Annotated in this window: 23 protein-coding genes; 21 read left to right on the top strand and 2 right to left on the bottom strand. The window is 30.7% G+C overall.

Going from position 1 to position 25,279, the window contains the following annotated elements:
* The first annotated feature begins 7 nt into the window (after positions 1–7).
* The 15 genes from BUB63_RS08025 to BUB63_RS07955 all read left to right on the top strand — a co-directional run bounded on the left by BUB63_RS08025 (position 8) and on the right by BUB63_RS07955 (position 17,001).
* The gene (locus BUB63_RS08025; protein ID WP_027309094.1) at positions 8–718 is read left to right on the top strand and encodes a CTP--phosphocholine cytidylyltransferase; all 711 of its coding nucleotides are present in this window, start codon (positions 8–10) and stop codon (positions 716–718) included.
* Positions 715–2,232, top strand: coding sequence for a murein biosynthesis integral membrane protein MurJ (gene murJ, locus BUB63_RS08020; protein WP_073248959.1), 1,518 nt, complete (start codon positions 715–717; stop codon positions 2,230–2,232). Before BUB63_RS08025 ends, murJ (BUB63_RS08020) begins: the two co-directional genes overlap by 4 nt.
* Positions 2,233–2,427: 195 nt before the next feature.
* On the top strand, positions 2,428–3,597 hold the full coding sequence (locus tag BUB63_RS08015; protein ID WP_027309096.1) for a glycosyltransferase: 1,170 nt from the start codon (positions 2,428–2,430) through the stop codon (positions 3,595–3,597).
* 19 nt (positions 3,598–3,616) lie between these two features.
* Positions 3,617–4,564, top strand: a complete 948-nt coding sequence (locus BUB63_RS08010) for a glycosyltransferase family 2 protein (RefSeq protein ID WP_051350698.1) — start codon at positions 3,617–3,619, stop codon at positions 4,562–4,564.
* A 41-nt stretch (positions 4,565–4,605) separates the two neighbouring features.
* On the top strand, positions 4,606–5,619 hold the full coding sequence (locus BUB63_RS08005; RefSeq protein ID WP_051350699.1) for a sulfotransferase family protein: 1,014 nt from the start codon (positions 4,606–4,608) through the stop codon (positions 5,617–5,619).
* Positions 5,620–5,661: 42 nt separating this feature from the next.
* On the top strand, positions 5,662–6,777 hold the full coding sequence (locus BUB63_RS08000; protein WP_027309098.1) for a glycosyltransferase family 4 protein: 1,116 nt from the start codon (positions 5,662–5,664) through the stop codon (positions 6,775–6,777).
* A 4-nt stretch (positions 6,778–6,781) separates the two neighbouring features.
* Positions 6,782–7,255 (top strand): PssD/Cps14F family polysaccharide biosynthesis glycosyltransferase, encoded by a 474-nt coding sequence (pssD, locus tag BUB63_RS07995; RefSeq protein ID WP_035166361.1) that lies wholly within the window; start codon positions 6,782–6,784, stop codon positions 7,253–7,255.
* 1 nt (position 7,256) lies between these two features.
* Positions 7,257–7,736, top strand: coding sequence for a PssE/Cps14G family polysaccharide biosynthesis glycosyltransferase (pssE, locus tag BUB63_RS07990; RefSeq protein WP_027309100.1), 480 nt, complete (start codon positions 7,257–7,259; stop codon positions 7,734–7,736).
* A gap of 51 nt (positions 7,737–7,787) precedes the next feature.
* Positions 7,788–8,954 (top strand): nucleotide sugar dehydrogenase, encoded by a 1,167-nt coding sequence (locus BUB63_RS07985; protein WP_027309101.1) that lies wholly within the window; start codon positions 7,788–7,790, stop codon positions 8,952–8,954.
* A gap of 25 nt (positions 8,955–8,979) precedes the next feature.
* The gene (locus tag BUB63_RS07980) at positions 8,980–10,236 is read left to right on the top strand and encodes an O-antigen ligase family protein (RefSeq protein WP_027309102.1); all 1,257 of its coding nucleotides are present in this window, start codon (positions 8,980–8,982) and stop codon (positions 10,234–10,236) included.
* Between the two features lie 151 nt (positions 10,237–10,387).
* Positions 10,388–11,029, top strand: coding sequence for an MraY family glycosyltransferase (locus tag BUB63_RS07975; RefSeq protein WP_159431463.1), 642 nt, complete (start codon positions 10,388–10,390; stop codon positions 11,027–11,029).
* A gap of 128 nt (positions 11,030–11,157) precedes the next feature.
* Positions 11,158–12,723, top strand: a complete 1,566-nt coding sequence (murJ, locus tag BUB63_RS07970; RefSeq protein ID WP_073248957.1) for a murein biosynthesis integral membrane protein MurJ — start codon at positions 11,158–11,160, stop codon at positions 12,721–12,723.
* A gap of 88 nt (positions 12,724–12,811) precedes the next feature.
* On the top strand, positions 12,812–14,200 hold the full coding sequence (gene pepV, locus BUB63_RS07965; protein WP_073248955.1) for a dipeptidase PepV: 1,389 nt from the start codon (positions 12,812–12,814) through the stop codon (positions 14,198–14,200).
* 509 nt (positions 14,201–14,709) lie between these two features.
* Positions 14,710–15,549, top strand: coding sequence for a group II intron reverse transcriptase/maturase (ltrA, locus tag BUB63_RS13870; RefSeq protein WP_242947358.1), 840 nt, complete (start codon positions 14,710–14,712; stop codon positions 15,547–15,549).
* Between the two features lie 567 nt (positions 15,550–16,116).
* Positions 16,117–17,001, top strand: coding sequence for an REP-associated tyrosine transposase (locus BUB63_RS07955; protein ID WP_159431462.1), 885 nt, complete (start codon positions 16,117–16,119; stop codon positions 16,999–17,001).
* A 595-nt stretch (positions 17,002–17,596) separates the two neighbouring features.
* On the opposite strand, the gene BUB63_RS07950 is transcribed toward BUB63_RS07955, so the two are convergent.
* Positions 17,597–17,980 (bottom strand): hypothetical protein, encoded by a 384-nt coding sequence (locus BUB63_RS07950; RefSeq protein ID WP_027309174.1) that lies wholly within the window; start codon positions 17,978–17,980, stop codon positions 17,597–17,599.
* Entirely contained in the window at positions 17,977–18,255 is a 279-nt protein-coding gene (locus BUB63_RS07945) for a hypothetical protein (RefSeq protein ID WP_073248951.1), read from the bottom strand. The genes BUB63_RS07950 and BUB63_RS07945 overlap by 4 nt, the downstream gene beginning before the upstream one ends.
* Positions 18,256–18,556: 301 nt before the next feature.
* Here BUB63_RS07945 and hutH point away from each other — a divergent pair, with 301 nt between their 5' ends.
* The 6 genes from hutH to BUB63_RS07915 all read left to right on the top strand — a co-directional run.
* Positions 18,557–20,077, top strand: a complete 1,521-nt coding sequence (gene hutH / locus BUB63_RS13385; protein ID WP_073248949.1) for a histidine ammonia-lyase — start codon at positions 18,557–18,559, stop codon at positions 20,075–20,077.
* Between the two features lie 12 nt (positions 20,078–20,089).
* Complete coding sequence (hutU, locus tag BUB63_RS13380; RefSeq protein WP_073248947.1) at positions 20,090–21,736, top strand: urocanate hydratase; 1,647 nt, start codon at positions 20,090–20,092, stop codon at positions 21,734–21,736.
* A gap of 11 nt (positions 21,737–21,747) precedes the next feature.
* Positions 21,748–22,644 carry a glutamate formimidoyltransferase gene (ftcD, locus tag BUB63_RS07930; protein ID WP_073248945.1) on the top strand — a complete coding sequence of 299 codons (897 nt, stop codon included), beginning with the start codon at positions 21,748–21,750 and terminating at the stop codon, positions 22,642–22,644.
* A 10-nt stretch (positions 22,645–22,654) separates the two neighbouring features.
* Positions 22,655–23,905, top strand: coding sequence for an imidazolonepropionase (hutI, locus tag BUB63_RS07925; RefSeq protein WP_143290257.1), 1,251 nt, complete (start codon positions 22,655–22,657; stop codon positions 23,903–23,905).
* Between the two features lie 11 nt (positions 23,906–23,916).
* The gene (locus tag BUB63_RS07920) at positions 23,917–24,555 is read left to right on the top strand and encodes a cyclodeaminase/cyclohydrolase family protein (RefSeq protein WP_073248943.1); all 639 of its coding nucleotides are present in this window, start codon (positions 23,917–23,919) and stop codon (positions 24,553–24,555) included.
* Positions 24,556–25,068: 513 nt separating this feature from the next.
* The coding region (locus BUB63_RS07915) for a transposase (RefSeq protein ID WP_035166597.1) at positions 25,069–25,279 on the top strand (211 nt) is incomplete at its 3' end.

Genomic DNA, 25,279 nt, shown 5'->3' with positions numbered 1-25,279 from the left:
GGAGAAAATGAGAGCGATTCTTTTAGCTGCAGGAATGGGAACAAGGTTAAGACCAATTACTTATGAAACACCGAAATCTTTAATACAAATTAATGGTAAACCTTTAATTGAAAGACAAATTGAATTTTTAAATGAAATAGATATAAATGAGATCATTGTGGTTACAGGGTATTTAAATGAAAAATTTAATTATTTGAAACAAAAATATAATGTTAAATTGGTTTATAATGATAAATATAATATTTATAATAATATATACACTATGTATTTGGTTAGAGAATATTTGCCTAATTCTTATGTTATAGATGCGGATACTTATTTAAGTAGAAATTTTTTAGAAAAAAAATTAGCAAATTCAACATATTTTGCGGGTAAGAAGAAGGTTGATAGTGAAGAATGGATGCTAATTTTTGATGAAAATAATAAAGTTAATGATATTAAAATTTCAAGTGGAGAAGGATATATAATGTCTGGGGTATCCTATTGGTCTAATAAGGATGGTGAGTATCTCATTAAAAAGATTGAAGAAGCCTTAGTGAAAAGTGAAGATTGGCATAATTTGTACTGGGATAATATAGTCAAAAATAATATTAAAAACTTAGATGTATATATTAAAAAAATAGATGGTAGTGATTGGTATGAAATTGATAGTTTGGATGATTTGAATAAACTCAAATTAGCCTTAAGATCTGAGGTTGAAAGCAGGGGTGTAAGATGAAAAAAACAGCGTTTTTACTAATGATACTTACAGTTTTAGCAAAAGTATTAGGCTTTCTAAGAGAAGTGTGTTTATCATATTTTATCGGTGCTAACAATGTCAGCGATGCATATTTAGTTGCGATTACAATCCCAACAGTTATTTTTAGTTTCATTGGTATTGCTTTAAATACTGGCTTTATACCAATGTATAGCGATATAAAACGAAATAAGGGTACAGATGAGGCAAATTTATTTACTAATAATTTAATTAATTTTTTGCTTTTAATAAGCACTATTATTGTGATAATAAGTTTTACATTTACGGAACCAATAGTTAAAATTTTTGCTTCAGGTTTTGTTGGTGAAACTTTAAAATTAGCTATAACGTTTACGAGAATAAGTATTTTTGCTGTTTATTTTACAGGTACAGTATTTGTCCTTGCTGCATATTTACAAGTAAATAATAATTTTGCAATACCTGCATTGTTAGGCATACCTTCAAGTATAGCAGTAATAATTTCCATTGTTCTTGCAGCAAAGATTAATAATATTTTTCTTGGCATAGGAATAATTATTTCTTATTTAGTTCAGTTGTTATTTTTGTTACCGTATGTAAAAAAATGTGGATATAAATTCAGCAAAAATTTAAATTTAAAAGATGAACATTTAAAAAGTATGTTTTTAGTTACGCTACCTGCTATTTTAGGTGCATCGGTTGGACAAATTAGTGTTTTAGTTGATAGAACAATTGCTTCTGCTGTTGTAGAAGGAGGAATTTCAGCTTTAAATTACGCTAATAAATTAAATTTATTTGTAATAAATATAGTAGTAACATCGATATCAACAGTTATATATCCAATATTGTCACTTAAAGTCTCAGAAAATGATATCAATGGTTTAAAAAGTTCAATAAGTGAATCGATAAATTTAATGACTCTTTTAATAATACCAGCAACAGTAGGTGCAATGGTATTTTCAAAACCAATTGTAAAAATGCTTTTTGGTAGAGGAGCCTTTGATGAAAAGGCTTTAATTATGACTTCGCAAGCACTACTTTTTTATTCAATTGGGATGATAGCCTACGGACAAAGAGATATTCTTACGAGAGTTTTTTATTCAATGAAGGACACTAAAACGCCAACTGTAAATGCTGTAATAGCTATTATTTTAAACATAATACTTGATTTCATATTAAGTAAGTATATGGGTATATCTGGAATAGCTTTTGCAACAAGTATCTCAATGTTGTTTTGTACTTTTCTTTTATTTATTAGTATTAGAAAGAAAATTGGTAAAATTGGGCTGCGAGATATGCTATTAACATTTGTTAAGATATTAATAGCTTCATTAGTAATGGGAATTGTATCAAAGATTTGTTTTGAATTTTTGAAAGGGTATTTAACAAACAACAAAGCATTAATAATTAGCATTTTTATTGCTATTATAATATACGGTTTAGTTATTATATTTTTAAGAATACCTGAGGTAGATGAAATTATAATTAAAATAAAGAAAAAATTTATAAAGAAATAATCAAGTTATGTGCTGTTGGTTAATATAACCAATAGCTTTTTATTTGCTTTCAAATCGATAATTAAAGTGTAAAATTTAATAATTTTTTAAAATTTTAATTTCTGCTTCTAAGTTATTTGTAGTTTGTTTTATAATGTGATAAAATCGTATTTGTGGAAAATGGCCGCTAAAAATGAACATAAGAGAGGGATAAATGTGAAAGTAGCATTTGTATTTGATGGATTAGGATTTGGTGGTATAGAAAGAGTTGGAATTGATTATATAAAAATATTTAGGGATATGGGATATGATATAGACGTTTATAATCTTGCACCAAATCAAAATGAGATGTTAAAAGAGTTACCAGATGGGTGTAAAATAATTAACTATAAATTATCAAGAAAAGAATGCCCCGAAACTTATAGCTATGGAGCAAAAAGATGGTGGTGGGGGAAATATGCATATCCATTAATAAATATAGCATTAGTAGTTTATTTGTTTTTTAAAAAGCTCTTTTTTATAAAAAGAAAAGATAAATATGATATTGTAATTGCTTTCTCAGGTCATTATAATGACTTAACATTTGTAGCAAATAATTTTATAAAATCTAATTATAAGATTTGTTGGCTTCATGGAGCACTAGCTGAATATTTATTATTATCTCATGGGTATGCTACATTATACTCTAAAATTAAAAACTTGGTAACATTATCTGATTGGATGCAGCAGGCAGCTCTTTATGGTAATAGAATTCTTGATGGTACAAATATTAAAAAAATATATAACCCTGTATCGATTTCTAACAAAAAAGTTGATTGGGAATTTGTAAATGAATTAAAAGAAAAATATGGTGAATTTATTTTGATGGTTGGTAGATTTAGTAAACAGAAGGATCAAAAAACTGTTGTTAGAGCAATTAAAATTTTAAGAGATAAATATGGAATTAATAATAAGTTGGTTTTTGTTGGTGATGGTGAAGAAAGAATTAGTGTTGAAAAACTTGTTAGTGAATTGAATTTAGATGATGTAGTATTTTTTGTTGGAAGCAGATTAGATGTTTATAATTTTTATGCTGCTGCTAAATTATTTGTTCATTCAAGTCCTGCAGAGGGATTACCAACTGTTATATTGGAAGCAATGAGTTTTGGCTTACCAATTGTTGCAACGAATAGTTTACCTGGAGTAGAAGAAATACTTAAGAATAATACATATGGTTTGATTTGTGAAGTTGGCAATGAAGAAATGATGGCTGAAAAAATCGCAACGATGTTAAAAGACAATAACGTTTATGAGCATTATTCAAGAAAAAGTAAAGAGCGTATAAAAGATTTTCTCCCAGAAAAAATATCGAATGAATTAAAAAATTTTATTAATGAATTAGTATAGCTTAAGGATGGTGAATATTTTGCAACCATTAGTTTCAGTTGTTATACCTGCATTTAATTGTGGTAATTATATTAAAGAAACTGTAGAGTCTGTTTTAAATCAAACATATAAAAATATTGAAATTATAATAGTAGATGATGGTAGTACTGATAATACAAAGCAAGTTGTTGAGAGTATAAGTAAAGACTTTAGTAATATAAAATATATAAGACAAGAAAACGCTGGTGTGTCTGTTTCAAGAAATCGTGGAATTTTAGAATCAAATGGTGAATATATTGCATTTCTTGATTCAGATGATGTTTGGGAAAAAGAAAAAATTGAAAAGCAAATTAATAGAATTATTACGACTAAGATGGATGCTTGTTACTGTGGATATACTAATTGGTATTCAGATAAAGGAGAAAAAGTAAAACAAAAATGGAAATGGAGAGAAGGTAATATTTTATTTGATTATCTAAAATTTAAAACTTGGGGACAGACAAGTACATGGATTGTAAAAAAAAGTATATTAATTGACAACAATATATTTTTTACGCCAAAGGCTAAATGGGCTGAGGATGCAGAATTTTTTATTAAAGTTACAAGTGTTGCGAAAGTATGCTGTGTTAAAGAATACTTAGTTTTATATAGAATTAGAGAAAATTCTTTAACAAAAAATAATATTTCACAATTAAATTTAAATGGTTTAGAAACTTGGCGAAACCTTTTAAATTGGTTTGATACTAATAAGGAAAAATTAAATGAGAAGGTTGCACAGAAATCAATATTTATAATCGAACATTTTTTAATTCCAAGATTAATAATAAAAAAAATTTATGAGAATTTAAAATACAAAGAAATGAGAAATGAACTAAAAAAAATGTACATAGAAAATAAAAAGACGATTGAATCTTTGGCATTTATAAATAGTTTAGAAGGTATGAAGACATATATAAAATTAATTATTATAAAAGTTTCTTTAAAATAGCAAATAATATTAATGAGTGAACTAATTTGGAGGTGTTTTGCTTGCATAATTTAAAAAAAATTATTACCTGTGCAAGTTATGGGGGTACCGGTTCTTCTGCTGTTTCGGATTTGTTTAAAGAATTTGAAAATGTTAAGTCTATGGGAGATTTTGAATTTTCAATAGCTCACGATGTAGACGGAATTTCGGATTTGCAACATTATATAGTAGATGATATGCATAGATTAAAAGTTGATGAAGCTATTTATAGATTTAAAAAATTAACAAACAATATTGCACCTAATTATGAAAGATTTTTTAATAATAAATTCAAAGAAATTACAAATGAGTACATAAATAGTCTAATTGATGTAGAATGGGATGGATTTTGGTTACAACAGCCTTTAAGATATGGAAAAATAGAGAGAAAAATTAGATATGGAATACCAGGAAAAATACAAAGAATTAAAAACAGTTTATTTGGCAAAAAGCACGATTATGAGTTTGTGGTTTATTATAAAAGGTCAAAAATGTATTATTCCTGTGCACGTGATAGATTTATTGAAAATACAAGAAAATATTTTGAAAAGTTGTTTTATGAATTAGATGTAAATAATGAATTTGAATATTTAGTATTAGATCAGCTTATACCACCTAATAACACAGAAAGGTATTTGAACTATTTTAATAATTTAAAGTGTATAGTTGTTGATAGAGATCCGAGAGATTTATATATTTTAAATAAAAAGTATTGGCGAGAAGGATGGATACCTACTGAAGATGTTAATGTTTACATAAAATGGTATAGGCTATTAAGAGAACATTTAAAATATGAAAAAGACGATGATAGAGTTTTAAGAGTAAAATTCGAAGATTTTATATATAATTATGATAAAACAATAAATGAGGTATTAAAATTTGCTGGCATTGATTCTTCAAAACACACTAAAAAACAGCAGTATTTTAATCCTAATATATCAATTAAAAATACAAAGCTATGGGAAAAAAATATTGAATTTAGTGATGAAATTAGATTAATAGAGGATAAGTTAAATGAATTTTGCTATAGGTATTAATTAATTTTATGAAAAATTAGGTTTACTGGAAAGGTGATTTGATTGAATACACATACTTTAAAACGAAGGTTCTTTTTAATTTCAAATATGTATCCAGATAATGAACATCCATATTTCGGAATATTTGTAAAAAACACTGAAAACGTTTTACAAGATAACGGATATAAATTTACAATGAAAGCAGTGATTACTGAACCAAATCAAAAATCAATTAAAAAAGCAAAAACATATTTTAATTTTTATATGAACATCTTAAAGGGGATTTTTAATAAGGATTTATTTGATTTGATATATGTCCACTTTATAAGTCATAGTGCTCTGCCTGTTATAATTTTAAAAATTATAACAAGAAAACCTTTAATACTAAATGTTCATGGTTCGGATGTTATTATAAGAGGTAAAATAGCTAAGATATTATCAATATTTAGTTATCCATTAGTTAGAATATGTGATAAAATAGTTGTACCATCAGAATATTTTAAGGATGTTGTTAAAAATAAATTTAAAATTACTGATGACAAAATAGTAGTTTATCCATCTGGTGGAATAGATATGACAGTATTCAAACCAATAAGTACGGTTAATAAAAAAAGTAAACAAGAAAATTTAGTATTAGGATATGTATCTAGAATAGAGTATGGCAAAGGGTGGGATATATTTATAAAAATAATTAAGGAATTACAGCAAAAACATACAGATTTATTTGTTAAAGGTATTATTATAGGAGAAGGAAAAGATAAAAATAAATGCATACAAATGATTAAAGATTATGGTTTAGAAAATAATATAGAGTATTTAGGTGGACTGTCCCAAAAAGAGATTAGTTACTATTTTAACTTATTTGATATTTTTGTATTTCCTACAAGATTAGAGGAAAGTCTTGGGCTTGTTGGTTTAGAAGCAATGTCTTGTAAAACTCCTGTTGTAGGGTCTAAAATAGGAGGAATACAAACATATATTAAGAATGGTATAAATGGGTATTTAGCCAATGTTGATGATGTAAGTAATTTTGTTAATATCATCGAGAATTATATAAATTTATCTGAAGAAGAAAAAAAGAGGATAATAGAGAATGCATATAAAACTGCAATGGAATATGATTCAAATTTGGTAATTAAGTCTTTTGTAAACGAAATAGATAAGATAGCAAAGGAGTAGTATTATGAAAAAAAAGAAAGTATTATTAATATCTTCAAGTGGAGGACATTTAGCACAATTGTTAAATTTAAAACCTTTATTTGATAAATATGAGTACCATTTAGTAACTGAGGCATTACCTTACAATGAAAAATTAAAAGAAAAATACAAAGTTAGTTTTTTATTACCAGGTGGTAGAAATAATGGGCTTAAATATATCTTTATAATGTTAAAGAATATATTCAAGTCTATGCGTATTTTTTTAAGAGAAAAGCCAGATGTAGTAATTACTACAGGTGCACACACAGCTGTACCTATGTGCTATATTGCTAAATTATTTGGCAAAAAAGTTATATATATTGAAAGCTTTGCTAAAGTAAAAACACCAAATTTATCTGGGAAAATAATATATCCAATTGCAGATTTATTTATTGTTCAATGGCCTGAACTATTAAAATTTTATCCTAAAGCTAAATACTTAGGAGGAGGAATATATTAATATGATTTTTGTAACGTTAGGTACTTTTGATATGCCTTTTAATAGACTATTAGAATACATTGATAAGTTGATAGAAAGTGGTAAGATAAATGAAGAAGTAGTTGTACAAGCCGGTTTTACTAAATATAATACTAAAAATTTTAAGATAATAGACTTTATGAATAATGAAGAAATTGAGAGATATTATGATGAATCAAATTTTATTATTAGCCATGGTGGAACTGGTTCATTAATGTTAGGTGTAAAAAAGGGTAAAAAAGTAATAGGTGTTCCAAGATTAGAAAAATATGGGGAACACAATAATGATCATCAAATAGAAATTGTAAATTTATTAAAAGAACAGAACTTAATATTATCAGCATATGATTATGAAGAATTAGAAGATGCAGTGGATAAAATAAATGAATTTGAACCAAGTAAATATGTTTCAAAAACGCAAGTAATAATTGATTTTATTTCTGATTATATTGATTCTATTTAATAAATTTAGTTAAATTATATAAGAGAAATATGATTATAGAGGTGATTAAATATGAAGATTACTGTTGTTGGAGCAGGGTATGTTGGATTGTCATTAGCTGTTTTACTATCTCAAAAAAATGATGTTGTTTTACTTGATATTAATGAAGAAAAGGTTGATTTAATAAATAATAGAATATCACCAATTATAGATAAGGAAATAGAATTCTTTTTGAAAAATAAAACTCTAAATCTAAAAGCTACTACTCATAAGTATCAAGCATTAAAAGAGGCTGAAATAATTATAATAGCAACTCCAACTGACTATGATCCAGATAAAAATTATTTTAATACAGATTCTGTTGAGAGTACAATTGAATCAGTTCTTGAGGTAAATAGAAATGCTTTAATGATAATAAAATCTACAATCCCAGTAGGTTTTACTAATAAGATGAGAGAAAAATATAAAATTGACAATATTATTTTCTCTCCAGAATTTTTAAGAGAAGGAAAGGCATTATATGATAATTTATATCCATCACGAATAGTTGTTGGAGAACAGTCAGAGAGAGCACAAAAATTTGCTAATTTATTGTTAGAAGGAGCAGAAAAAAAAGATGTACCTATATTGCTAACTGATTCTACTGAAGCCGAGGCAATAAAATTATTTGCAAATACATATTTAGCAATGAGGGTAGCGTTTTTTAATGAATTAGATACTTTTGCAGAGTTAAAGGGGTTAAATTCAAAACAAATTATAGAAGGGGTTTGCCTTGACCCAAGAATAGGTAATCATTATAATAATCCATCATTTGGATATGGTGGTTATTGTTTACCAAAGGATACAAAACAGCTATTGGCAAATTATACTGATGTGCCAAACGATTTAATAAAAGCTATTGTAAATGCTAATAAGACAAGAAAAGAACATATCGCCAATATGATAATAAAAAATAATCCTAAAGTAGTTGGAATTTATAGGCTTACAATGAAAACAAATTCAGATAATATAAGGCAGTCTGCGATTCAAGACATTATAAAGTTAATTAGAGAAAAAGGAATTGACGTTATTATTTATGAACCTTCTATAAAACAAGATATATTCTTAGATTCAAGATTAGTTAGAGATTTAAATAAATTTAAAGAAATGTCAGATGTTATTGTGGCAAATAGAGTTAATGAAGAAATATACGATGTAAGACAAAAAGTTTACACTAGAGATATATTTGGTAGAGACTAATATTTGGCAGGGTGGAGGTAGACAGATGTTCAATACAAATAAAGATAAAATGTTAAGAATATTTCTTATAGCAGTGTTACTTAATCCTATGTTAGATTTATTAACGGGTGTGTATTTAAAAACGTTTAATTTAGATCCGAGATTTACACCAGGGATAATAGTTAGAAATTTGTTTTTACTATATATGATTTATTATATATATAAAAATAAAATAAATATTTCATATTATATTATACTTATGCTCACTTTTATGATAACAATAGTGGTACAACATTTTAGTGGAATTAACATCAATTTATTTAAAGAAATTCAATATTATTTGAAATTTTTATATAATATTTCTATTTTGCTAATTGGATTAGAAGTATTTAAAAATTTACGAAGGGCAGAAATAAATAAATTTATTTATTATTTAACGTTATCTGCTTTTATTTATTCAATTATAGTAGTTATGTCGTTTATCTTTGGTGTTGGATATAAAACATATTCCTATAGTAATTTAAGCAAGGGTTTTTTCTATGCTGGAAATGATTTAACAGCAATAGTAGCAGTTGTATATCCATTAAGTTTATATTTAATACTTAGTGATAATAATTATAAAAAAGATTTGGTTATTTATAATTTAATAATAATGTTGGCATTAACAGTTATTGGTACAAGGGTTGCATTACTTTCAATTTTATTTTCCTTTTTAGTGTTTATTTCATTTACGTTTTTAATTAAAAATATTAATCTTTTAAAACGTTTTATAACTATAATGTTATTATCTGTTGTAGTATTTGTTTTGTTTTCACAAGCAGTTAAATTTTACAAAAATACTAATATTATTGGAAGTACAATTGAAAGACAGGAAGCTATTAAAGAAAGAACAAATAACGAAATGTATTCTTATGTTTTAAATTCAAGAAATGATAAATTTAATAGTGCATTTGATGAGTATAAAAATACAAATATTTTAAGAAAATTGTTTGGTTTGAGTAGATCTTCAAAAATGGAAAACATTGAAATGGACTTTGTTGATGTATGGTTATTTTATGGAATTGTAGGATTTATAATTATGATGTATTCAATAATTAAAAATGGCGTGTTGTTTATTTTAAGTTCTTTTGCTTATAGGAAAGATTTATTGTATATTAGTATGTTTGTCTCATTATTTATTGGTTTTGGTTCATCATTTTTAGCAGGACATGTATTATTTAGTGCATCTGCTGGCATTTTTTCATTTTTAATTTTAGCCCTATCTAATTGTATTTTTAAAGATGGATATGGCTTAAAGAGGTGAAATAATGCTTTATTTTAATATATTTATTTTTTCTTTTATATTCAATTTGCTTTTTTTGTTTATTGTTAAAAGAATTATCAATTATTTAAGTTTTAAAAACTTTTCTGATGAAATGCAAATAGTTCAAATTCTAAAGCAAGGAATGGTAGGGATGTCAGTTTATACAAACTTTCTGATTATATTATTATTTACGAATAAGGTAGATAAATATGTATATGGAATTGTTTTAGGAACTACTATTATTTTGGTTATGGGAATTATTGATGATGTTAAAAAATTAAGGTTTATAACAAAATTACTTATTCAATTTTCAGTGGTCCTTACTTTGCTATTATTTGATATTAGGATCAAAAAAATAGGAGTTACACATTTAATTGAAAATGCAATTTTAAATATTGATTACTATGGTGTTTTACTTACAGTATTATGGGTTATTAGTATACTTTATATTATAGAATTCAAAAAAAATATGGAGAACATTATTTATGGAATCAGTATTTTTATAACTTTAATTCTATTTTCAGTGTCGATTTTATTTAATGACTATATTACTCTTATTTTTTCAATAACTATTTTAGGTTCATGTTTGAGTATTCTTATTTATAGTTTTAGATATCCAGATATTAAGTTTGGACATACTGGTATTCAAACCCTGGGATTTACAATAAGTTTAATTCCAATAATTAGTATAAATAAAACTAATAACCCTTTTTATATAATTGATAATGCTGTAATTCTTGCAATAATGTTTTTAAGTATTTTATTACCAGTATTTGATAGAGAGAAAAAATAACATATGAATTATTATAGAACAATTAATATCTGTTAGAAATTATGTTATATATTTATAAGTAATCATAGGTTTTGTTGACAAGATTATATATGTAAATAAAATACTAATGATTAGAAAGAGGGGCAAAAATGTCAAAAACAAATAATATTAAAAAAACAACTATCTTATTAATGATTATTAATTTAATATCTAGAATACTGGGGTTCATTAAAGAAATGACTATTGCAAAGGTGTTTGGTAGAAATTCTGTTACAGATGCCTTTTTTGCGGCCTTTACAATTCCTGATGTAATGTATGACCTTTTGGTGGTTGGTGCGTTAAGTTCTGGTTTTATGCCTGTGTTTAATCAGCACCTTGCAAAGGATGATGAGGAGGGGGCTTGGAAGGCGGCAAATACGTTTATAACAGTTGCCCTAATTTTTGTCGTGATATTTAATATTTTATACTATGCCTTTGCGAAATATCTAATTCCACTTGTAGCAATTGGAAATGCAAAGGACCCTGCAACCTATGCACTGACAGTAAAACTTACTCGATTTATGACAGTTTCGGTTAGCTTTGCTGTTTGTGCAGGGCTTTCAATGGGTGTTTTAAATTCCTATAAGATATTTACAGCACCGGCTCTTGGCCCTGTTATGTATAATGTTGGTATAATACTTGGGGCTATAATTCTTGGTGGCAAGTTTGGAATATTTGGGCTTGCAGCTGGTGTTATATTTGGGGCGTTTTTAAATTTTGGTGTTCAAATACCTAATTTTATTAAAGTAGGAAAGAGATTTAGGCTTGAACTTAACACTCAAAATGAAAGTTACAGAAGAATGATTAGGCTTATGGGGCCTGCAATATTAGGGCTTGCTATTACAAGAATAAATCTTGTTGTAAATCAAAATATAGCATCTATCTTAGACCAAGGAAGTATAACTGGTTTAAGATATGCACAGAGAATAATGATGCTTCCAGTTGGTATATTTGGTGCCAGTGTTTCAACAGCCGTGTTTCCAATATTAAATGCCCATATTGCAAGAAAAGAGTATGATGAATATAAGGCAGTTATATCACAGGGCTTAAGAACATTGATATTTATTACAATTCCTGCATCTGTTGGTCTTATGGTTTTGAATAAGCCGATAGTAAGACTTCTATTTAAGACAGGAAAGTTTACTGAACAGGACGTTTTGGTTACAGCCTTTGCACTTGTTTTCTATGCGATAGGTATTTTAGGACAATGTGCGATTCCAGTATTAATAAGGTCATTTTATTCAATGCAGGATACAAAAACACCTGTTAAGATTGGTGCAGGTATAGTTTTATTCAATATTACTTTAAATTTACTATTTGTAAAGTTTAGTAGCCTTGCGATAGGAGGAATTGCACTTTCAAATTCACTTGCTGCAGTTCTTCAAATGATGGTATTGTATAGAATTCTTGGTAAGAAGGTAAATGGACTTAAAACAAGAGAGGTTTTAGTATCTCTATCAAAGTCAATTATTTCTTCTGTAGCAATGGGGATAGTTGTTTATTTGACAAGCTTTGGTATTGATAAGGTTTTAGGTAATGCATCAAAGCTTGCACAGTTAATTAATGTTGGAGTATCTATTGGACTTGGTGTAATAGTCTATGTTGCCTGTGCATATTTATTAAAAATGGAAGAGCTTCAGGATGCTGTTAAAATGATAAAAAAGAGACGTAAATAAAAAGATTATAAGCCACCCTGTGTGTTGTGACTAAAATATGGGAAATGTCACATTTCACCTGGGTGGCACTTATATAGGAGGTGCCATTATGGAGAAGCTTTTTAGTAAAATTGACGAGCTTAAGGATGAGATTGTAAAGAGTACGCAGGAGATTTGCAGAATAAGAAGTGTTGAGGGAGAAGCGAAGGAGTGGAAGCCCTTTGGGGAAGGCGTTGATGAGGCTCTAAACTATGCATTAGAGTTATCAAAGAGGCTTGGGTTTAAGACAGTAAATCTTGATGGGTATGTTGGGTATGCAGAATATGGTGTAGGGGAGGACTATGTTGCGGTTCTTGGACATCTTGATGTGGTACCAGAAGGGGATGGATGGAAGTATCCACCTTATGGAGCAGAGATACACGATGGTAAGATATATGCAAGAGGAACTATGGATGATAAGGGACCAATTATTGCTGCACTTTATGGGCTATATGCGATAAAGGAGTTAGGATTAAAGCTTGATAGAAGAGTTAGGATAATATTTGGAACAAATGAAGAGACAGGCTCAAAGGATATCGAGTATTACAATAGGTTTGAAAAGCCTCCTGTTTTAGGATTTACACCAGATGCTGAATTCCCTCTTATTTTTGGTGAGAAGGGGCTAACAGTTTTTGATATTGTGAAGGATTTTAATAGGGAGCCTAAAAATATAAAGATAGAGTATGTAAAGGGCGGACAGAGGGTGAATATGGTACCAGACTATTGTGAGGCAAAGCTTGTTGTGGATGTAGAGTATATTAAGTCCATTATTTTTAAACATATGGAGGAGACAGAGGACAAGATTGAATTTGAAGTAGATGCAAAAGGTATAGTTATAAAGGTCTATGGTGTATCTGCACACGGAAGCACACCAGAGCTTGGGGAAAATGCTATTATGAAGATGATGAATCTATTAGGAAAATTAAATTTAGATGATAGTGATGTAAAGGATTTTATTAGCTTTTTAAATAAGTATGTTGGGTTTGAAACAGATGGAAGAAGTTTTGGGGTTTATTTAGAGGATGAGCCTTCAGGAAAGCTGTCATTTAATCTTGGAACAATTGATTTAAATGAAAAGGGAGTAAGGGTTGGACTTAATTTAAGATATCCAGTTACATACAGGCTTGAGGATATGATGAATCCATTTAACGAGAGGATAAAGGAATACGGAATTAGAGTTGAAAATTTTGAACATCGGGCACCGCTATATTTTTCAAAGGAGCACGAGCTTATAAAGAAGCTTATGAAGGTATATGAGGATTATGTGGGACAAAGATGTGAGCCTATTGCAATAGGTGGAGGAACATACGCAAAGGAGATGGCAAACACAGTAGCCTTTGGACCACTTTTCCCTGGGCGTGAGGATGTAGTACATCAGGCAAATGAATACATATCTATAGATGACCTGATAGCCTGTGCAAAAATTTATGCAAATGCCATATATGAATTAGCAAGATAAAAGTGCCACCCAGGTGAAATGTGACATTTTCCACAAATTAATAATGTTGTATAAAAAATCGTTTAGGCGTTAGCCTAAACGATTTTTTTATGCGTATGCTGAATAAAAGACAGCTTTGTGGTGAAAGTCTGCTATGGGCTTAGTAGTGGGAACCATTAGCCAATGGCAAGGATGTCCATCGTTAGGTGGAATCTGAAGGAAGCCGGAGGCAAAGTCCCGACTCGATGAACAATAACCTCATATGAGGCTGACTTGAGGTGGACGAGTTTGATACACAAAACAAAGTCCAACACTACCAGAACCTCATGCAGTAAATGTGGCGATTATATAGGACGAAAGCGGTCGCTCTTACACGGGGAGGTCTAACAGATACACCATTAAAGGAATGAACTTTCCTAATGGTAACCTACTCAGTGATGGGTAGCTGAACTGTTAGAAGTCAGCAGAGGTCATAGTACTACGAAATACGCGTTATCGTGGGAAGGACTTACGCTTTGAGGTTTTAAATTTTGAAGACTTCAAGAGATATTCAAAGATTGCAGAAAACTGAATATACAGGCTATCTTGTTGATAATAGTGTGGAACACGAAGGTAAACAAGAAGTGCATAAAGTATCTCCGGCAGTCTCAGAAGGAGAAACCAGTGCACAAGAATACGGAACCTTGGAAAGAATACTCTCAAGAGAAAATATGCAAAGAGCATATAAGAGAGTAGTTGCTAATAAAGGTAGCCATGGAGTAGATGGAATGACAACCGATGAACTTCGGAACTTTCTAATACAAGAGTGGCCAGAAATAAAATTAGCAATACTACAAGGGGAATATAAACCGCAACCAGTTAGAAGAGTGGAGATTCCAAAGCCTAATGGAGGAATTCGACTACTTGGTATACCAACTGTACTTGATAGATTAATACAACAGGCGATAGCCCAAGAATTAACGTTAATATTTGATAAAGGCTTTTCTAATAATAGTTATGGTTTCAGACCAAACAGAAGTGCAAAAGATGCAGTAAAGAAAGCAAATGAATACATAAACGAAGGATATAGATGGGTCGTAGACTTAGACCTTGAAAAATTCTTTGACAAAGTAAACCACGATATTTTGATGAGCCGTGTAGCAAGAAAAGTTAAAGATAAGAGGATTTTAAAATTAATAAGAGCGTATCTAATATCTGGAGTTATGTTAAATGGAATAAAAGTAAAGAATGAAGAAGGAACACCGCAGGGAGGGCCATTAAGCCCACTTTTGGTGAATATAATCCTTGACGACTTGGATAAAGAATTAGAAAGAAGAGGACATAAATTCTGCAGATATGCAGATGACTGTAATATATTTGTTAAAAGTTAAAGAGAGGCCCACAGAGTTAAAGAGAACATAAGTGAATACATAGAAAAGTAAAAGTAAATAGATAGAAAAGTGTAGTTAATAGACCGTGGAAGAGGAAATTTCTTAGATTTTTATTTTATATAAATAGGGGCGAATCCGAAATAAGAATAGCTGGAGAAAGTATAAAGAAATTAAAGAATAAAATAAGAGAAATAACAAGTCGAATGAAGCCAATGAGCACATAGGATAGAATTAATAAACAGAAACAAATAGCCATTGGAGGGGAAATTTATTTTTTACTTGTGAAAGTAAAAAGACATATGAAAGAATTAGACTAATGGATGAGAAAAAGATTAAGGATGTGCGAATGGAATTTAAGGGAAAAGGTCAGAACAAGGATAAGGAATCTAATAAAATTAGGAAAGAAACCATATCTTGCAAGAATAAATGCTAATACGTAAAAATTGTATTGGTATATAGCTAATAGTTACATTCTATCTATAATAGAAAATGTCACATTTCACCTGGGTGGCACTCTTGTGTATATAAATACTATAAATGGAAATAATTAATAAAGGAGGTGGTTTTATGAGAGAAGGTAGATGTTATTTTGATGGAGCAATATATCATGTTACTACAAGATGTAATAATAGAGAGTATATTTTAAATACTGACAATTATAAAAGATTTATAATTAAGCAGTTAAAGGAATATAATAAAAAGTTTGATTATGAGTTATTGGGATATGTGATTATGGACAATCATTATCATTTGCTAATAAGAACACATAATGATTCTATCAGTACAATTATGTTTAATTTAAATAATGTTATAGCTAAATTTTTAAATACAGTTCTTAATAGAACTGGCCATGCACTCGAAAAAAGATTTCATTGTAATTTAATTGAAACCGACGGTCAGTTATTTGCTACATTAAGATATATACATAGAAATCCAATAAGAGCAAATATTTGTGATAATATAGATAAATATTTATGGAGTAGTCATTGGTTTTATAAAAGAGGCATTAATTCATTTGTTAATATAGATTTTATTTTAGATATGTTGAGTGATGATAGAAAAAGGGCAATAGTTGAATATATGAATCTCTTACAATTAGATGGAGACGATAAGATGTTTTTAAAAGAAGCCAATATATTATCAAATTTGATGGGTATGGCAGAAAAGGAACTTTATGATATTAAGGATATTAATAATAAATTTGAAAAACCACAAAGGATAACTTTAGATGATATAGTAAGTAGGCTGAATATTTCTGATTGGATGATAGAAGAAATAAGAAAAGGGAGTAAGAAACAAGCATTGACTCAGATCAAGAAAACTTTTGTGTTAGAGGCATTAAAAGAGAAGTATTCACATATAGAAATTGCGGAATTTTTAAATATGGATAGATCAAGTGTTAGTAAAATTTCAAAAAAAAGTGCCACCCAGGTGAAATGTGACATTTTGTAATAATAACATAGGCAATTTTGGAAAATTTATAAAAATTTTTTTAGATGTATGTATAAACTATTGATAACAGGTTAATAATTAAAATGTAGCAAAGATGCTCAACTTGAAAACAGGAGGTTAATGAAAAGACTTAATTTGTCAACACCTCTTGATGTACATTTAATAAAAAATGCATAATATTCATAACAAACACCTAAAAACCAAACTTCAGAAGTTGTAATTAAAGTAAAAATCTCCTAAAAAATAAATTTAGGAGATTTTTACTTATTGTATGAAAAGTGTGCTATATATTCGATTTAAGTGATGACATGTGGTGAATAATGCATTTTATTTTGATGGCATATATTATAAAAAACAAACTTGTATTCAATAATATATAATAATATAGTGTTTAAATATATATTTAGGCTACTGTTTGTATTATAGATAATTTTTAGGTATTATTTTTCGAAGCTTAAGGTGGCTTTTTAATAAAGAACATAAAATTTTTATGATACTGCATAAATAATTTCTGTAGTTTTAAAAAACAAGTATTTTACCTAAAATGATAGCCACTCATAAAACGAGTGGCATTTTTGCATAATAAATTTTAATATTATTTTTTTGCAGAATAGACTTTGTCTACTTCTTTCATTATTTCTGCAATATCTTTAGAATCTAATCCTTTCTTATTTAATAGCAAAATCATTTCAATATAACTCCTATCAAATTGATTATTATTTTTATTATTATGTTGTTTATTTTTATCTTTGTTTTCATCGTTTAATAACTCAGTTATCTTTTGTTTTATATCACTAAGTCGTTCATTATCAACATAGAATCTATTATTAAGATTTTCAATTTCACAAGAACCTTTATGAGCCAACTCTAACAAAGCTTTATAAACTTTTTTTTCGTCTGTATTTAGCTGTTCTGATATTATTTTTGAAGCTTTTAATAATGAAATTTTATTTTCTCTTATTGATGTAGAATTTATCATTTTCTATCCCCCCATATTAACTCAATTTCATATTTTAATTTTCTAATTTCTTTTTCATATTTGTTTATTAAAATTTTTCGCCAAATAGTTTCTTCTATTTTTTCATTAGAATATATATCTTCTATGTTTAAGCCTTCAGTACAAGAAGTATTATAAATTATACTGTACATTTTTCTATAATCTTTTGTAATGTTAATTATACTCTTATGCTTTCTTTTTATTTTTTTAGTAATTGAGTTTATTTTCTCAGTTTTTAATTTGTTTGTCTTTTTCATAATACCTCCTGAAAAAAATTATTTCTATTAGATTATATTAGAATAAAATTAGTTTTATTCTTTTGTTTAAACTGAATATGAAATTTTTTTTACTTACGATAAAAATAAAAAACAGTTTGGTTTAATATTTTTACAGTTAATGAAAAATAAACTTTGGTAAAACAAAATAACAAAAATATTGAAAATGTCACATTTCACCTGGGTGGCACTTTAGTGTGATAAAAATATTCAGAAAATTTAAAGAATGGTTTAATGTTATAATATTATTAGAAAATTTTGAATATTACAGGTGGTGATGGGGTTGCATAAAATTATTATTGACGGGGAGAACTTAACCATTGATGATGTTGTAAAGGTTGCAAGATATGGGTATAGGGTTGAAATTGCAGAGGAGGCAAAAAGAAAAGTTAAATCTGCAAGAGAGGTTGTAGATAGGTTTGTTAATGAAGGAAAGGTTGTATATGGTATTACAACTGGTTTTGGCAAGTTTTCAGACGTTGTAATTTCAAAGGAGGAGGCAAAAAAGCTACAAAGAAACTTAATTGTATCCCACGCCTGTGGAGTTGGAGAGGAGCTACCACAGGAGGTTGTAAGGGCTATAATGCTTCTTCGTGCAAATGCACTGTCTAAGGGTTATTCTGGTGTTAGGCTTGAGACGTTAGAAACTCTTGTAGAAATGTTAAATAAAGGTGTACATCCAGTTATATACGAAAAGGGTTCTCTTGGTGCAAGTGGAGATTTAGCACCTCTTTCACATATGGTTCTTGTTATGATAGGTGAGGGGGAGGCCTACTATAACGGTGAAAGATTATCTGGCAAAGAAGCTCTAAACAGGGCAGGAATAAAAGAAAAAGAACTTGTAGAAAAGGAGGGACTTGCACTTATAAATGGAACACAAGTTATGACAGCAGTTGGAACACTTGCATTATATGATGCGGTTATGCTATCTAAAGCTGCAGATATTGTTGCATCTTTAACGGTTGAAGCATTAAGGGGAATTACGGATGCATATTATTATAAGGTACACAATGTTCGTCCACAGGTTGGACAGCAAAAATGTGCACAGAATTTAAATAGAATCCTTGAAGGAAGTACACTTACAACAAAACAGGGGGAACTTAGGGTACAGGATGCCTACACATTAAGATGTATTCCGCAGGTACACGGTGCAAGTAAGGATGCTATAGAATATGTGAAGAGGGTTGTTGAAATTGAAATAAACTCAGCAACCGATAACCCGCTTATATTCTCAGATGAGAATAGGGTTATTTCAGGGGGTAACTTTCACGGACAGCCAATGGCACTGGCAATGGATTTTTTAGGTATTGCAGTATCGGAGCTTGCAAATATTTCTGAGAGAAGAATAGAAAGACTTGTAAACTATCAATTAAATGATTTACCCGCCTTTTTAACTAAAAAGGGTGGACTAAATTCAGGTTTTATGATAGCACAATATACAGCGGCATCACTTGTTTCAGAAAATAAGGTATTAGCACATCCAGCATCAGTTGACTCTATACCATCATCTGCAAATCAAGAGGACCACGTCAGTATGGGTACAATAGCAGCAAGGAAGGCAAGAAGTATAATATACAATGCAATGAGGGTATTAGGAATTGAATATCTTTCAGCCTGTCAGGCGATTGATTTGAGGGGAATGAAGGGACTTGCAAAGGCAACTTTAGCAGGTTATGAACTTTTAAGGCAGCATATACCAACATTAGATGAGGATAGAATTATGTATAAGGATATAAATAGAGCAACAGCTCTTTTAGAGGAGCTTGTTATAAAGGTTGAAGAAAAAATAGGAGAACTTATGTAAGGGGGTTAATCTATGAGAGAGATTAGGGCACCAAGAGGAAATCAGCTAAACTGTAAGGGATGGCAGCAGGAGGCAGTTTTAAGAATGCTTATGAACAACCTTGATGTGGAGGTGGCAGAAAAACCAGAGGATTTAATAGTATATGGCGGAAGAGGTAAAGCAGCAAGAAATTGGGAGTGTTTTGATGCTATTGTAAATTCACTAAAGAATTTAGAGGATGATGAGACTTTACTTGTTCAATCTGGAAAACCTGTTGGAATATTTAAAACCCATAAGTGGGCACCAAGGGTATTAATTTCAAACTCAATGCTTGTTCCACATTGGGCAAACTGGGAATATTTTTGGGAGCTTGAACAAAAGGGGCTTACTATGTATGGGCAAATGACAGCAGGTTCTTGGATATACATAGGAACACAGGGAATTCTTCAGGGAACCTATGAAACACTTGCTGCAGTTGCAGAAAAGCACTTTGGAGGAAGCTTAAAGGGAACTATTACGCTAACTGCAGGTCTTGGAGGTATGGGTGGAGCTCAGCCACTTGCAGTTACAATGAATGAAGGTGTTGCACTTTGTATTGAAGTAGATAGAGACAGAATAGAAAAGAGGATAAAAACAAAGTACCTTGATGTATATTATGAGGATATAAACGAAGCTTTAAATAGAGCAATCGAAGCAAAGGAAAAGGGAGAGGCTATTTCAATTGGTGTATTAGGAAATGCATCAGACATTCTTCCAGAGCTTGTGAAAAAGGGATTTGTTCCTGATGTTTTAACGGATCAAACATCAGCCCACGACCCACTAAATGGATATGTTCCAGGTGGTATGAAGTATGAAGAGGCACTTGAGCTAAGAGGGAAGAATCCAAAGGAATATATAAGGCTTGCAAAGAAGAGTATGGCTCGTCACGTTGAGGCTATGCTTGAGATGCAAAGGCGTGGGGCTGTAACCTTTGATTATGGTAACAATATAAGACAAATGGCATATGATGAAGGTGTAAAGGATGCCTTCAACTTCCCAGGATTTGTTCCAGCATATATAAGACCACTATTTTGTGAAGGCAAGGGACCATTTAGATGGGCAGCACTATCAGGAGATCCAGAGGATATTTACAGAACAGATGAGCTTGTTTTAGAGCTATTCCCAGAAAATAAACACTTATCAAGATGGATTAAGATGGCAAGAGAAAGAGTTAAATTTCAAGGGTTGCCCTCAAGAATTTGTTGGCTTGGATATGGAGAGAGAGCAAAATTTGGACTTGCACTGAATGAACTTGTAAGAAAGGGTGAACTTAAGGCACCAATTGTTATAGGACGCGACCATTTAGACTGTGGTTCAGTTGCATCTCCAAGACGTGAAACAGAAGCAATGAAGGATGGTTCAGATGCTATTGCCGATTGGCCAATATTAAATGCACTAATAAATGCTGTAAATGGTGCAACTTGGGTATCAGTTCACCACGGTGGCGGTGTTGGAATAGGATATTCAATTCACGCTGGTATGGTTGTTTGTGCAGATGGTAGTCAAGAGATGAATGTAAGGCTTCAAAGAGTATTAACAAGTGACCCAGGTATGGGAATATTAAGACACGCTGATGCTGGATATGATGAAGCAATTGAGTTTGCAAAACAAAAGGGCGTTAAGATACCAATGCTTAAATAGGAGGTTGTAGGATGGCTAAAATAGTTGAGTGTGTTCCAAATTTTTCAGAAGGAAGAGATAAGGAAAAGATTGAAAGAATTGTAGACGAGGTTAGAAAAGTAAAGGGTGTTAAGCTGCTTGATTATTCATCAGATGCAGACCACAATAGAACAGTTGTAACCTTTGTTGGGGATGTTGAGGGAGTGTCTATGGCAGCCTTTAATATGACAAAGAAGGCAACTGAGCTTATTGATATGAGAACTCATACAGGTGGACATCCAAGAATGGGGGCAATGGATGTTATACCTTTTATACCAGTTAGAGAAGTTACAATGGAGGAATGTGTTGAGATTGCAAGGGATGTAGGAAAAAGAATAGGTGAGGAGCTTGGTGTTCCAGTTTATTTGTATGAAGAGGCGGCAACAAGGCCAGAGAGAAAAAACTTAGCAGACGTTAGAAAGGGGCAGTATGAGGGATTTTTTGAAAAGATTAAAAACCCTGATTGGAAACCAGATTTTGGGCCAAGTGAAATGAACGAAAAAAGTGGGTGTACTGCAGTTGGTGCAAGGGTTCCTCTTGTTGCCTTTAATGTGAATTTAAATACGCCAAATTTAGAGATTGCAGACAAAATAGCAAAGACAGTAAGGTTTATTGGTGGGGGATTGAGGTTTGTAAAGGCTATGGGTGTAAAGCTTGAGGATAGAAATATAACTCAGGTTTCAATGAATCTTGTAAATTATGAAAAGACAGCAATATATAGGGCCTTTGAGATGGTTAAGATGGAGGCAAAGCGTTTTGGTGTTGAGGTTGTTGGAAGTGAGATAGTTGGGCTTGTTCCAATGAAGGCTCTTGTGGATTCTTTAGAGTACTACCTACAGCTTGAAAACTTTTCTATAGAACAGGTTTTAGAACACAGGATAGCTGAATAGGGGTGGTACTTTGGATAAGATATTATTAAAAAATGGGAGGATTGCAACAGTAAAATCTAAAGGTCCAAAATTTGGGGGGGAGATGGCGGACCTTGGGGTTATTGAGAGAGGTTATGTAGTTATAGAGAACGGTATTATTTTAAATGTTGGAAGCGGGGACGGAGCGGATTTTGTCGATGATAAAACAGAGGTTATTGACTTAGAGGGAAGGCTTGTTCTACCTGGATTTGTTGACAGCCATACGCATCTTGTGCATTATGGCTCAAGGGAGAATGAGCTGAAGTTAAAGCTTGAGGGGGCAAGCTATTTTGATATATTAAAACAAGGTGGGGGAATTTTAAGTACGGTTAGAGCTACAAGGTCGGCAAGCTATGATGAGCTTTATAAAAAGGCATTAAAGAGTCTTGATTTGATGCTTCTTTGGGGAACAACAACCGTAGAGGCCAAGTCAGGATACGGATTGAACTTTGAAGATGAAGTAAAGTGTCTAAGGGTTGCGAAGGAAATAGAGCATCCTATAGATATTGTTAGCACTTATCTTGGTGCACACGCAGTTCCTGAGGAGTATAAGGAGAATGTGGATGGATATATCGACCTTATGATAGAAAAGGTTATGCCCTATGTTAAAAAAAAGAGGCTTGCGGAATATGTGGATGCCTTTTGTGAAGAGGGATTTTTTAACTTAGAGCAGACAAGAAGGGTTTTAAGGGCAGCAAAGGAGTTAGGATTTCAGGTTAAACTTCACGCAGAAGAGATAGAACCTATGGGGGGCGCAAAGCTTGCAGCAGAGCTTGGGGCTGTTTCGGCAGAGCATTTAGTTGCAGTATCTGAGGAGGGGATTGATGCTATGAAGGAGGCAGGTGTAATACCAGTCCTGCTTCCTGGAACTTCCTTCTATTTAAGATTAAAAAAATATGCACCAGCAAGGGAAATGATAAGAAGAGGTCTTGCGGTGGCAGTAGCGTCAGATTATAACCCAGGTACTTGCCCGACTGAGTCTTTGCAGAGCATAATGGTGTTTGCTTCATTAGGGATGGGACTTACACCTCAGGAGGTAATATCGGCAGTTACAATAAATGCAGCCTATGCAATAGGACGAGGAAGTGAGGTTGGAAGTATAGAGAAGGGTAAAAAAGCTGATATAGTAGTTATGAATGCCCTAAATGAAAATTACATCATTTACCATTTTGGAATAAACCATATTGATATGGTAATAAAAAATGGTAAAATAGTAGTTAGAGATGGAAAATTAGTATACTAAGGAGGATTGTGATGAAGATATATGAAAATTCAATAGAAAAATTTTTGGAGGACCTTTCTTCAAGCTCTCCAGCACCAGGAGGAGGGGCTGTTGCAGCATTATCAGGTGCGCTTGCTGCAAGTTTATCTTCTATGGTAATGAACTTAACAGTGAATAAGAAGAAGTTTATGGAATATAGCGATGATGTGAAGAATAAGTTTAATGAGTATCTAATAAAGTGCGAAGAGTTGAGAAAAGAGTTTAAGGAATATATTGAAAAGGATGTTGAGGCCTTTAATTTGGTAATGCAGGCATATAAGATGCCAAAGGAAACAGAAGAGGAGATAAAAGAGAGAAACAGGGCAATACAGAGGGCTTTAATTGAAGCCTATGGTGTGCCTTATTCTGTTGCAGAAACAGCTTTTTCAATGTTTGATATGGTGGATTTTATTGCTGAATATGGCAACAAGAATGCGATAACAGATGTAGGTGTTGCAGCAATACAAATATTTGCAGCAATAGAAGCGGCAGTTTTAAATGTAAGGATTAATTTAGCATCAATAGATGATATTGATTTAGTAAGCGATGTTGATATGAACTGTAAGAGGTTTTTAATCGAAGCAGCACAAAGAAAAGAGGAGATACTAAAGAAGGTTTATCAAAGGATATAAGTGACACCCAGGTGAAATGTGACATTTCAATAAATTGGTAAAATGATATGCTCCCTTTATGGTAGACAGATTAAAATTTAAAAGCTGTTTATCATAGAGAGGAGCATATTTTTATGAGAAAAATAAGTACTAATTTAGCTTAAGAAAGAAGCCATATTATTTTCAAGTATAACCTAATCAGCTATAGAAGTCGCTCAAGTTTGTAAGAGGCTGCTGAATGTTGCCTAAAATACATAAAAGATGTTATAAATATTAGAGCCAAAGCTAAGCTAAAAGTGGCCATATAATTGGTATTCTGGGGAAGAAACAGCCCTTTGAGTTTGGGGTGATTTTCTTCGTTGGGAGTATTAACCAGGAAACTACTACTTGTATAAATGGGAGGAGTTCACAGAAAAGAGATTTCGATTTTTTTAATAAATCAATGGAAAATGTCACATTTCACCTGGGTGGGAGACCTCCGAAAAAATATTATGGTATAATAAATATGCATAAATATTTTTTCGGAGGTCTTTTATGTTTAATAAGAACAATCAACAAATTGATATTATGACAAATATGATATATGAAAAATTAGTACCTAAAGATCATCTTCTTGTTAAAATAGATTCAATTATTGATTTTTCTTTTGTATATGATATCGTAAAAGAAAAATATAGTGAAAACAGAGGAAGAAAAGCCTATGATGCAGTTATTCTTTTTAAATTATGTTTACTTGAATACATCT

It is taken from the genome of Caloramator proteoclasticus DSM 10124, from assembly GCF_900129265.1.
GTDB lineage: Bacteria > Bacillota > Clostridia > Clostridiales > Caloramatoraceae > Thermobrachium > Thermobrachium proteoclasticum.
The sequence above is the reverse complement of the archived record's forward strand: the minus strand, read 5'-3'. Positions and strand labels throughout refer to the sequence as shown.